The organism is Agrobacterium sp. BT-220-3 (assembly GCF_025910175.1).
Taxonomy (GTDB): Bacteria; Pseudomonadota; Alphaproteobacteria; order Rhizobiales; family Rhizobiaceae; genus Agrobacterium; species Agrobacterium oryzihabitans.
Genome location: NZ_JAPAIX010000004.1, coordinates 124,822 through 136,981, shown reverse-complemented (window position 1 = coordinate 136,981; position 12,160 = coordinate 124,822). Strand labels below are relative to the sequence as shown.

Genomic DNA, 12,160 nt, shown 5'->3' with positions numbered 1-12,160 from the left:
GGTTGAGAAGCGTTATTACACGCTTTCAACGTCATGAAGCCGCCGCCTTTTATGCGGACAATCGCTGCGATGAAGGAGAACAGAATGAACGACCTCACCACCGGCGAAACTGCAGCCGCAAACGCACCGAAAAACGGCGTGACGCGACGCGGCGTGCTGACGGCATTTTCCATGGCAGCCGCCATGGCCGGCCTGTCGCCGCTCAACGCATTTGCCCAGGCCGCCGGCAACGGCGCGACCGCGCAGAAAATCGCCAATCACTTCTCCTCGGTCAAAACCATGATGGGGGAATTTGTGCAATTCGGCCCTCGCGGTGAACAGACCGGCGGCAAATTCTACATCGAACGGCCAGGCAAGCTTCGTTTCAATTATGAGGACCCCTCGCCCATGCGGGTCATCGCCGATGGCAAGAATGTCGTCATCGGCAATATGAAGCTGAAGACGTGGGATCTCTACCCTCTGTCAAAGACCCCGCTCAGCCTGCTTCTGTCCGACAAGATCGACCTCGGCAATCAGAAGGTCCGGAATGTGAAGGAAGAGTCGGACCTGACCACCATCGTGCTGGGCGACAAGAGCATCTTCGGCGATTCCACTATTACCCTGATGTTCGACCCGAAGACCTTCGATCTGAGGCAGTGGACGACGACGGACGCCCAGAACAAGGACACGACCGTCATGATCTTCAACGTTCAGACGGGCGTGAACCTCGATGAACGCGTCTTCAACATCAATTACGAGGAAGTCCGCAAACGCGGCTGAGGCATCGAGCCTTTAAAACTCTTCGAAAGGCGGCCCTGCGGTCGCCTTTTTTATTTTGCCGCTAAAATCCATTCCCGTTTTCATCACGATGTTATAAGCCTGCGCCCCGGAAACATGCCTCGAAACAACAGGCTTCGAGGCGACACAGCAATTCCAGGAAATGGGATCACCTCTTTCCATCCGGAAATGCCAAAATATTCTAGAAGCGGAGCTCATGCATGTCGTTTTCGATAACCACCTGGAATATCAACTCCGTCAGACTCAGAATGCCGATCGTTGAGCAGTTTCTGGTGCGTTACAAACCCGACATTCTCTGCCTGCAGGAAACAAAATGCCCGAATGGCGAATTTCCGATGAAGCCGCTGAAGGCGCTCGGTTACGAACACGTCATCATCCACGGCCAGAAGGGCTATCACGGCGTCGCGATCGCCTCGAAAATTCCGCTCACCGAAGACCATCGGCAGGACTATTGCGGCATCGGCGATGCACGGCACATTTCCGCGATTTTTCAGGTTGGATCGCGCCGCGTGCGGCTGCATAATTTTTACGTGCCCGCCGGCGGCGACGAACCGGATCGTTCAATAAACCCGAAATTCGGCCACAAGCTTGATTTCATCGAGGAAATGAAGGCGCTTCGCGCCGATGGCGTTCCCGGCACGTCGTCCATTCTCGTCGGCGATCTCAACATCGCACCGCTTGAAAATGACGTGTGGTCGCACAAGCAGCTACTGAAAATCGTCAGCCATACGCCGGTCGAAACCGACGGCATGCTGGATATCATGAAGAAGGGCAACTGGCTCGACCTGATGCGGCTGAACGTGCCTGACAGTGAAAAGATTTATACCTGGTGGAGCTACCGCGCCAAGGATTGGGAAGCCGCAGACCGCGGCCGCCGTCTCGACCATATCTGGTCGTCTCAGGACCTAGGCCCCTCGCTTGAAAAAATCGACATATTGCGCGAGGCGCGCGGCTGGAACCGGCCATCGGACCATGTTCCGGTTACCGCGCATTTCCGATTCTAACGGTTTTGACTAGCGTCAGGCGAAGCGGTTCTGCAAACGGGTCGCGCCTGCCGCCAGAGCCGCAATATTGTCGCGAATGCGCGCCGATACGATATCGGCCACTTCCGGAAACTCCTCCACCAGCCGGTGAAAAAGAATACGCGTGATGCGGATGACCTCGGAATCCTCCGCGGCCACAGCGGTGAATTTCCGTTCGCAGAGCGTGAAAAGCGCAAGTTCGGAAAGCAACGCACCCTTGCCGGGCGTTGCCTGCAGCACGGGCTTGCCGTCCCTTCCTGCCGTGAAAAGCTCGAAATGGCCTGATGTCACCGCAAAGGCGCACTCGGCCGGTGAATGTTCCCGGAACAATGTCTGGCCTGCCGCGACGCGGCGGCGTTCCGCGCCGAAGGCGATCAGCCGCAGCTGATCATCGCTGAAGCCCGCAAACAACGGCACTTGCCCCAGAAGCATGATATCGTCCGTCAAGGCCATGTTTGATCGCTACTCCAGAAAGCCGCCTGCGCTACTATAGCGGTTTTCCAATATCGGTCTTCAAAATACAAGCAGTTAGAACGCCGTGCGTTTTCTCAAACGCACGGCGCCAGCTTTAGAACACGGATGAATGCCAAGCGACAGGACTATCCCGCTTCAGGGAACGATCTTGTAGCCGCCATTCTCGGTCACCAGAATTTCAGCATTGGAAGGGTCACGCTCGATCTTCTGGCGCAGACGATATACGTGGGTTTCAAGCGTGTGCGTCGTCACCCCGGAATTGTAACCCCACACCTCCTCCAGCAGGACATCACGCGTCACCACGGCACTGCCGGCGCGATAGAGGTAACGGATGATCGCCGCTTCCTTTTCCGTCAGACGGATTTTCTTGCCGTCTTCCGTCGTCAGCAGCTTCTGGCTGGGTTTGAACTGATAGGGGCCGACGGTGAAAACCGCGTCCTCACTCTGTTCGTATTGACGCAGCTGCGCCCGGATGCGCGCCAGAAGCACGGCAAAACGGAAAGGCTTCGTCACATAGTCATTCGCGCCGGCTTCAAGCCCGAGGATCGTATCGGAATCGGTATCATGCCCCGTCAGCATGATGATCGGTGCCTTGAAGCCACCCTTTCGCAAAAGCTTTACCGCTTCACGGCCATCCATGTCCGGAAGGCCGACATCCATGATCAGAAGATCGACCTGGGCGGTCTTTGCGGTCTGCATTGCCTGGGCGGCGTTTGCGCCGCTCAGAAGCGAGAATTCCTCATAAGGAGACAGTTGCTCGGTCAGCGTCTCCCGAAGATCGTCGTCGTCGTCCACCAGAAGGATAGTGCGAGCCGTCATTCGGATTCTCAGCCTTTCTTACTTTAGCGCATCGACCCAAAAATCGCGTTCGATTTTCGGAAAGCACAATGCGTAGTTTAAAAGAGTTAGAGCATCCCAGTGCCTCCAAAAGGCGGCAAGGTGCTCTAATTGTCAGCCAATTCAGCGGTTTGCCGATAAAAGGTCAACCCATTGCCATGATATTACGAAGTGCTATGACTTCACGTTAGATAACCTGCAAAGCAAAATCTCGTGAAAAACATGAGCAGACAGCCCGTAAAGCAACATAAACGCGCATCGACGCTCATGGTTCGGCCGGCGCCCTTGAAAATAAGCCGGGCCATCGTCCAGCTCGGGCATCTCACCTTTCCCGCAGCGATCGGGCGCAATGGCCGCACCGTGCTGAAACGCGAGGGAGACGGAAAGTCACCCATTTCCCTCACCCGCCTGCTGCACGGATTTTATCGGGGCGACCGTAACCCCGCTATCCCCACGGCATTGCCGATGCAACGGACGCGGCAATCCATGCTGTGGTGCGACGAACCCCGCAGCGCCAATTACAACAGGCTGGTCAAGGGACCTTTCACCCAGAGCCACGAGGAGATGATGCGAAAGGACGGCCTTTATGACGTCTGCCTGGTGCTCGATTGGAACATCACATCGAGAAGTCGGAACCGCGGTTCGGCAATCTTCATGCACATGATCCGCCCGGGATACGAGCCGACCGCCGGCTGCGTCGCTCTCCACCCCCGCGACATGAAACGTATTCTGCCCCATATGCGCAAGGGTACGAAAATTCGCATCCTGTAGATCAGGCACAAAAAAACCCGCCATTCTTGGCGGGTTTTTTTAAAAAAGGAGAAAGCCGGTGATTACGCGGCTTCTTCCTGAGAATCGTCCTCTTCGACGGCCTTGCCGCGCTTTGGACCCTTGGCAAGGTTGACTTCCACCAGGCGAACAGCCTCGGTTTCAGACATCTTGTTGACGGCGGCAATTTCACGCGCCATGCGATCGAGAGCAGCCTCATAAAGCTGACGCTCGGAATAGGACTGCTCCGGCTGATTTTCCGCACGGTAAAGATCGCGCACAACTTCCGCAATCGCGATAAGATCGCCGGAATTGATTTTCGCATCATATTCCTGGGCGCGGCGCGACCACATGGTACGCTTCACACGCGCCTTGCCCTGCACCACTTTCAGCGCCCGCTCGACAAAATCGCCTTCGGAAAGCTTGCGCATGCCGATGCTCACGGCTTTTGCGACGGGAACTTTAAGACGCATCTTGTCTTTTTCGAAATCGATGACAAAAAGCTCAAGCTTCATGCCGGCGACTTCTTGTTCCTCGATGGCAGAAATGGTACCGACACCATGAGCGGGATACACAATCGCTTCACCGGTCTTGAAACCGTGATGTGCTGGAGATTTCTTCTGCTGGGTCGTCATTCGTTCTAAAAACTCCCTGTTACATACCCGGAGGTGCCGGGGTTGGGTCGGTCAGGCCCTGATGAGACGGGGGAACCGTCAGGTGACTCCGCACTGGTCCAGCCGTGCACGCAAAAACACACCTTCCCGCGTTGCGGGCTTCGATAACGTAAACGCTCGATATGTCACGGAAACCGCGTGCAAAAGAGGTGTTGCTTTCGTGGTGTTTTTGGGCACACAAATGCCACGCTGTGGATCAGTGTCGTTGGTGTACCACAAAAATAGGCACAAATCAATAATTTGCTTCGACCGTGGCCGCAACATCACATGGCGGCCAAAGAACCACCTATAAATTGTCTGCCGAAATACTGTCAAATGCTTCGTGACAGGCCTTCACGGCACAAAGAGCAAAAAAATTTCATATCCCGACTGAAGAAACACGAAAGCCTCTTAAACTCTTCGTAATTACACGCCAGTATCCGATTCGAATGAAAAGGCAAAATCCGCAAATTGTCGGTGCTTTTTTACATTAAAGTGTGATTTTTGGAGGAATCCACGTCAAATGGGCTACAGAAATAATCCAAAACGCGAAAAACAGATCGAAAAAGCACGCCAGCAAGCAATTGCCGAAAATGCGCCATTTCTTGATCCGGGTATTCTTTATGGAAGAGCAAGCGCGGACGACATAGAATATTATTCCGCAGAAATGCTGGCCGCCAGCGCTGCCCACAGTTTCGAGGCGCTTTCGCGCTGGACCGGAGATGCGCCCCTCATCAGCATTGCCCAGGTCGAAGGCGTCACCCCCCGGGAAATTCCGGTAACGGTGCTGACCATTATCGGCCGCAACATGCCCTTCCTCTACGATTCCGTCATGGGGGAGGTCACAAGCAGCTATCGCAGCCTTTATCTTGCGGTTCACCCCATTCTGGTGCGCGACGAAAAGGCGCAGGCGGGTTATCGCCTTGCAGAGCCCGATGACGAGCCCTCCGAAAATATCAGTCTCATCCAGTTGCACATCGCGCCCTTGGCGACGCAGGCGGCAACAGCGCTGGAAGACAGGTTGCGCTTCGTGCTGACGCAGGTCCAGTCCGCCTACCGCGACTGGCGGCCGATGCTGGCGAAGCTTGACGAGGCGCTCGACGAACTGTCGAAGCGCGGCTCCTCGCGGCGCAAGACCGAGCGTGCGGAAGCCGTCGAGTTTCTCAACTGGCTTCGCAACGACAATTTCACCTTCCTCGGCATGCGCGACTACACCTATTCCGGCAAGGGAAAGAACGCGAAGATCGAACGCGGTGACGGCGTCGGCCTCGGCAGCTTGAGCGATCCGGATGTGCGCGTCCTGCGCCTTGGCAAGAACGCAGTGACGACGACCCCTGAAATCCTTGCCTTCCTCGATGGCCCGGATTTCCTCATCGTCACCAAGGCGAATGTGAAGTCCATCGTGCATCGCCGCGCTTACATGGACTATATCGGCATCAAGCGCTTCGACGAGGACGGCAATGTCATCGGTGAATTGCGTATCGTCGGCCTGTTCACCGCCACCGCCTATACGCGTTCGGTCAAGCAGATACCGCTGCTGCGCGCCAAGGTCGCGGATGTCGAGCGGCATTTCGGTTTTGATCCGAACAGCCACTCCGGCCGCATCCTGCAGAACACGCTGGAAGCCTATCCCCGTGACGATCTCTTCCAGATCGAGACGGATCTGCTGATCCGCTTCATCGAGCAGATCATGGAACTGAGCGACCGTCCGCGCGTCCGCGTCCTCGCCCGTATCGACCGTTTCGACCGCTTCGTTTCCGCCATCATTTTCGTGCCGCGCGAGGAATACAATTCCTATGTGCGCGAGAAGATCGGCGACTATCTGAGCAAGGTCTATGATGGGCATATTTCCGCCTATTATCCCGCCTTCCCCGAAGGCGCGGTCGCCCGCGTTCACTTCATCGTCGGCCGCACGGAAGGCAAGACACCGCGCATTGCGCAGGACAGGCTGGAAGATGCCGTCAGCGATATAGCGGCGCGCTGGATAGACCACTTCATCGCGCTTTCCGAACCGGGTGCGCCCGTGCTGGAGGTGGATCAGGCCTATCAGGAAGCCTTCACGCCGGAAGAGGCCATCGGCGACATGACGGATATTCTGGCCGCCGTCAAAGGCGAGCCTGTCCGCATTGAATTCTACCAGCAGGAAGGCCAGTCGGCCGAGACACTTTCGCTGAAGATATTCCATCGCGACGGGCACCTGCCGCTCTCGCGCCGCGTGCCCCTGCTCGAAAATCTCGGCTTCAACGTCATCAGCGAGCGCACCTTCGACATCGGCGTCGTTTCGGATGGCGAAAAGCGCGATATCGTGCTGCATGACATGGAGCTATCCGTCGCCAAGGGCACGACGCTCGATCTGCCGCATTACGGGCAGAAACTGGAAGAGGCTTTTCTTGCCGCCTTCTCCGGCAAGGTCGATAATGACAACTTCAACCGCCTGATCCTCGCCTGCGGCCTCACCGTGCGTGAAGTGTCCGTGCTGCGCGCCTATGCCCGCTATCTGCGCCAGACCGGCATTGTCTATTCGCAGGAGCATATTTCCGAAACGCTCTTCAAATATCCGGCCATTTCCCGGAACATTTTCGCGCTGTTCAAGGCAGGCTTCGATCCGGCCATCGAAGAGAAGAAGCGGCTGAAGAAACTCGCTGAAATACACAAGGCCATCGAATCTGCATTGAGCGGCGTGCCCAATCTCGATGAGGACCGCACGCTCAGGCGCTACGTCAACGCCATCGACGCGACGCTTCGCACCAACTACTTCCAGAAAAATCCCGACGGCACGCCGCGTGACCTGTTGGCGTTCAAGTTCGATCCCAAACATCTGGATGGCCTGCCCGATCCGCGTCCCTTCCGCGAAATCTTCGTTTATGGAACCGAGGTCGAAGGCGTGCACCTGCGCTTCGGCAAGGTTGCGCGCGGCGGTCTTCGCTGGTCGGATCGCGGCCAGGATTACCGCACGGAAGTGCTCGGTCTCGTTAAGGCGCAGCAGGTCAAGAACGCGGTGATCGTACCGGTCGGCGCCAAGGGCGGCTTCTTCCCGAAGAACCTGCCTGTTGGCGGCTCCCGCGACGAAGTCTTCAATGCCGGACGCGAAGCCTACAAGACCTATATCCGGACCCTGCTTTCCATCACCGACAATATCGTCGATGACGCCATCGTGCCGCCGGCCGATACGTTGCGGCTGGATGGTGACGACCCCTATTTCGTCGTCGCTGCCGACAAGGGAACGGCAACATTCTCCGATACGGCAAACGGCCTTGCCCACGACGCCGGCTTCTGGCTGGACGATGCCTTCGCATCGGGCGGTTCCGCCGGTTACGACCACAAGAAGATGGGCATCACCGCCCGCGGTGCGTGGGAAACGGTAAAACGTCATTTCCGCGAAATGAATACCGACATCCAGACCACGCCCTTCACGGTGGCGGGTGTGGGCGACATGTCCGGCGACGTTTTCGGCAACGGCATGCTGCTGTCGGAAAAGATCAGGCTGATTGCCGCCTTCGATCACCGCGACATCTTCATCGATCCGGATCCTGATACCGACAAATCCTTTGCCGAGCGCAAGCGGCTTTTCGAACTGCCGCGTTCCAGCTGGCAGGATTACGACCGCTCGACGCTTTCCGGTGGCGCGATGATCATCTCGCGTTCCGAAAAATCGGTGACGCTGACACCGGAAGCCGTCGCTGCCATCGGCATCGACAAATCCGTCGCCACGCCCTTCGAGATCATGACCGCCATTTTAAAGGCGCCGACCGATCTTCTGTGGTTCGGCGGCATCGGCACCTACATCAAGGCGGCGGTGGAAACCAATGCCGAGGTGGGTGACAGGGCGAACGACCCCATCCGCGTCAACGCCACGGAGTTGCGCGCCAAGGTCATCGGCGAAGGCGCCAATCTGGGCATCACCCAGAAGGGCCGCATCGCTTATGCGCTGGCGGGTGGACGTTGCAATTCCGACGCCATCGACAACTCGGCCGGCGTGAACTCCTCCGACGTCGAGGTCAACATCAAGATCGCGCTTGCCTCCGCCGTCAATAGCGGTCGCCTGACGATGCCGAAGCGCAACCAGCTTCTCGCTTCCATGACACCGGAAGTGGCGCAGCTGGTGCTGCGCAACAACTATCTGCAATCGCTGGCGATATCGCTCACGGAACGGCTTGGGCTCGCAAACCGCGAAGAGCTCGGCCGCCTCATGAGCGCGCTCGAGGCAACCGGGCAACTGAACCGCAAGGTTGAAACCCTGCCGAACAATGCCGAACTCAGCGAAAGATACGCCACCGGAAAGCCGCTGACCCGGCCGGAAATCGGCGTACTTCTTTCCTATGCCAAGCTGACCCTGTTCGATGCACTGGTGGCAAGCCCGCTTCCCGACGAGCCCTATCTCCAGCATCTTCTGGTCGATTATTTCCCGGCCAAGATGCAGAAGAACTATGCCGACGATATCAAGGCGCATCGCCTGCATCGTGAAATCGTCGCGACTGCACTCGCCAATGCCGTGGTGAACCGCGGAGGTCCGGGTTTCGTGCAGAAACTCGCTGACGCAAGCGGCCTCCTGGCGGCCGATGTCGTCAAGGCGGCGGTGATCGTCGAGGATGGCTTCGGCCTCAAACGCCTGTGGGGCGAGGTCGACGCACTTGACGGCAAGGTGGGCGGTGAAGTCCAGAACGGTCTTTATGCCACGATCACCCGCATCTTCTCGGATGCGAGCCGCCTTTACCTGCAAACCGGAAGCGCGGGTGCGGGAACGAGTGACATGGCGACCGAAATCGAGCGCCTGAAAACCGCCATCAAGACGCTGTCGCCGGCAGCGGCGAAATATCGTCGCGAACTTGGTGTCACGGAAATCGACGGTGTTCCCTCCGGCCTTCTGGAGGAGCTGGATACGCTTTCCCTGCTGGTTTATGTGCCGGAAATCATGCGCATTGCCGAAAGTGCAGGCACAACGCTTGCCCGAGCCGCCGAAAGCTATGCCACCGTCTCGTCGACCTTCCGTGTCGCACGTCTGCTGGATGCCAGCCAGCGCATCACGCCGGTCGATCACTATGAGAGCCTGGCTCTCCTGCGCAGCCAGGACCAGATTGCCTTGTCGAGACGACGGATCGTCATTTCGGCTCTTACAGAGCATGCGAAGGAGAAGGATCCGGTTCAGGCCTGGTATGCAGCAGACCGCGTGCGCGTCAACCGCATCGTTTCCGAACTCGGCGCGCTCAGCGAAAGCGGCGATACCAACCTCGCCCGCCTGACAGTGGCGGCAGGGCTGCTTGGCGATATCGTTCAGGCGCGCTGATCGACCATCCGAAAAACGCCATCCGGGTTATTGGCCCGGATGGCGATAGATGGCACGATGCGCCGGCATCCCACCTTCTATCCTCCCCCTGATATCCGATAGGACGATGAATGACTGTCCCCACCCCGAATGCGGAAACAGTGGTTGCGAAACGCGGCATCTGGGGCTGGGTCATGTTCGACTGGGCGGCGCAGCCCTTCTTTACGGTCGTCACGACCTTCGTTTTCGGTCCCTATTTCGTCGCCCGCCTCACCGATGATCCGATTTCGGCGCAGGCGACATGGAGCAACATGGCGACGGTGTCGTCGATCATCATCGCCCTGTTCTCCCCCATCCTCGGCTCCATCGCTGACCAGTCCGGCGCGAGAAAGCCGTGGATCGCCTTTTTTGCGGTCATCAAGATCGTAAGTCTCTTTTTACTTTGGTTCGCAGCACCGGGCTCACCGCTCATCCTGCCGATCATCTGCATGATCCTCGCCTCCATCGCGGCGGAATTTTCTATCGTCTTCAACGATTCCATGATGCCGCGACTGACCAATCCGCAGAATGTCGGGCGCATTTCCAATCTCGCCTGGGGGCTCGGTTATCTCGGCGGCATGGTGGTGTTGATCGCCGTGGTGACGCTTCTCGCCGCCAACCCGCAAACCGGACTGACGATTGCCGGCATCAAACCGCTTTTCGGTCTCGATCCGGCAACCGGCGAGGACGCCAGAATAACCGGTCCATTCGCGGCACTCTGGTATCTCATCTTCATTCTGCCGATGTTTCTGCTGACCCCGGATGCCGAAAAGGGCCTGCCTTTCGGAGCCGCGATCCGCTCGGGACTGGGGGAACTCAAGATAACCCTGCGCGAATTGCGCTACCGCCCCGTGCTGTTGCGATTCTTGATCGCGCGCATGCTTTATCAGGACGGCGTCAATGGTGTGCTCATTCTGGGTGGCGCCTTTGCGGCCGGCATGTTCGGTTGGGCGACGATGGAAATCGGCCTCTTCGGCATTCTCCTCAATGTCGTCGCCATCGCAGGCTGCTTTGCGGCCGGACGCGTCGATCAGAAACTCGGTTCGCGCATCACCATTCTCATCAGTCTGGTGCTCCTGCTGCTTGCCACGCTCGGCATTGTCTCCACGGAAAAGGGCTCGACCCTGTTCGGCTGGGTACAATTATCAACGGCGGATAATGGCGGCATCTTCGCCACCGGCGCGGAAAAAGCCTATCTGCTTTATGGCGTATTGATCGGCCTCGCCTTCGGCCCCGTCCAGGCCTCGTCGCGCTCTTATCTCGCCCGCAATATCACCGTGGCGGAAGCAGGCCGTTATTTCGGCATCTATGCGCTTTCCGGCCGCGCCACGAGCTTCATGGCGACACTCTCGTTTTCCATAGCAACCTATATAAGCGGCTCTGCCCATATCGGCATGGCCACGCTCATCCTGTTCCTGGGAGCTGGATTTCTGCTGTTGCTGCGTGTGCCGGAACGGGCCGCAAACTGAAGAACCTGAAACTTATAAGACGCGCGAGTGATGATAAATCGCTCCGCATATTCGACGTCATCCTCGGGCTAGACCCGAGGATGACGGCGGAGAGGCCTGAACACCTTGGTCAACAAGCTGGAAGCTGCATCGCGGATATAGGCAAGCGAAGCGCACCGCTTCTGAATTCCACGGCCTTCATCACAGCTGGTCGAGTTTTTGCTGCAATGCGCGCAGCTGCGCCTTCAGCTCATCAATCTCGGAGGCATTCGGCTTGCGGGTTTCCTTGGGTGCCTGCGGCATTGCGAAAGGTGTGAAGCCCTGCATCGCCTGCCGGAAGAGTTCCGTGTTGCGGCGGATCTGCTCTTCCATCATCTGCAATGGCGCCTGAAAATTGCGGGCGAGCGAACCATCGCCGAAGGCCTTGGCCATATGCTCCTGCATCTGGCTCTGCTGATCGGAGAAGGTCTTCATTGAATGTTCGAGAAATGTCGGCACGACCATCTGCATCTGGTCGCCGTAATAGGAGATCAGCTGCCGCAGAAATGCCGTCGGCAACAGCGTATTGCCGGTTTTGGCTTCCTGTTCGACGATGATCTGCGTCAGCACCGCGTGGGTAATGTCTTCGGAGGACTTGGCGTCCTGAACCTTGAAGTCCTCACCACGCTTGACCATCTGCGCCAGGTCGTCAAGCGTCACATAAGTGCTAGTGCCGGTATTGTAGAGCCGCCGGTTGGCATATTTTTTAATGATTGTTTCGCCGTCGTGTTTCGCCATGCCCGCCTCCTCGCGATGATGGTATTTTTTTGTTTTTTGGTGTTATTGCTCTTCCCACCGCAAAGTGTATGCGCAAAACGAGCCCTCTGACAAATGTTTTGT

General features: G+C 57.5%; 9 protein-coding genes. 5 read left to right on the top strand and 4 right to left on the bottom strand.

The features are described from left to right. The first annotated feature begins 33 nt into the window (after positions 1 to 33). Positions 34 to 759 carry an outer membrane lipoprotein carrier protein LolA gene (locus OK142_RS13910; RefSeq protein ID WP_164056391.1) on the top strand — a complete coding sequence of 242 codons (726 nt, stop codon included), beginning with the start codon at positions 34 to 36 and terminating at the stop codon, positions 757 to 759. Positions 760 to 977: 218 nt separating this feature from the next. Beyond that, positions 978 to 1,781, top strand: a complete 804-nt coding sequence (locus OK142_RS13905; RefSeq protein ID WP_003492631.1) for an exodeoxyribonuclease III — start codon at positions 978 to 980, stop codon at positions 1,779 to 1,781. 15 nt (positions 1,782 to 1,796) lie between these two features. Here the strand turns inward: OK142_RS13905 and OK142_RS13900 are convergent, their stop codons facing one another. After that, positions 1,797 to 2,252, bottom strand: a complete 456-nt coding sequence (locus tag OK142_RS13900; protein ID WP_498683380.1) for a cyclic nucleotide-binding domain-containing protein — start codon at positions 2,250 to 2,252, stop codon at positions 1,797 to 1,799. A 156-nt stretch (positions 2,253 to 2,408) separates the two neighbouring features. Then, entirely contained in the window at positions 2,409 to 3,092 is a 684-nt protein-coding gene (locus tag OK142_RS13895) for a response regulator transcription factor (RefSeq protein WP_003492637.1), read from the bottom strand. A gap of 285 nt (positions 3,093 to 3,377) precedes the next feature. Here OK142_RS13895 and OK142_RS13890 point away from each other — a divergent pair, with 285 nt between their 5' ends. Continuing rightward, the gene (locus tag OK142_RS13890) at positions 3,378 to 3,881 is read left to right on the top strand and encodes a L,D-transpeptidase family protein (protein WP_313610930.1); all 504 of its coding nucleotides are present in this window, start codon (positions 3,378 to 3,380) and stop codon (positions 3,879 to 3,881) included. 62 nt (positions 3,882 to 3,943) lie between these two features. Here the strand turns inward: OK142_RS13890 and OK142_RS13885 are convergent, their stop codons facing one another. Continuing rightward, positions 3,944 to 4,513, bottom strand: coding sequence for a CarD family transcriptional regulator (locus OK142_RS13885; protein WP_003492641.1), 570 nt, complete (start codon positions 4,511 to 4,513; stop codon positions 3,944 to 3,946). Positions 4,514 to 5,054: 541 nt separating this feature from the next. On the opposite strand from OK142_RS13885, the gene OK142_RS13880 reads away from it, so the two are divergent. Beyond that, the gene (locus OK142_RS13880; protein WP_498683377.1) at positions 5,055 to 9,815 is read left to right on the top strand and encodes an NAD-glutamate dehydrogenase; all 4,761 of its coding nucleotides are present in this window, start codon (positions 5,055 to 5,057) and stop codon (positions 9,813 to 9,815) included. 110 nt (positions 9,816 to 9,925) lie between these two features. Then, complete coding sequence (locus OK142_RS13875) at positions 9,926 to 11,302, top strand: MFS transporter (protein ID WP_498683374.1); 1,377 nt, start codon at positions 9,926 to 9,928, stop codon at positions 11,300 to 11,302. Between the two features lie 180 nt (positions 11,303 to 11,482). Here the strand turns inward: OK142_RS13875 and phaR are convergent, their stop codons facing one another. Beyond that, entirely contained in the window at positions 11,483 to 12,058 is a 576-nt protein-coding gene (phaR, locus tag OK142_RS13870) for a polyhydroxyalkanoate synthesis repressor PhaR (RefSeq protein ID WP_003520279.1), read from the bottom strand. Between the last annotated feature and the right edge of the window lie 102 nt (positions 12,059 to 12,160).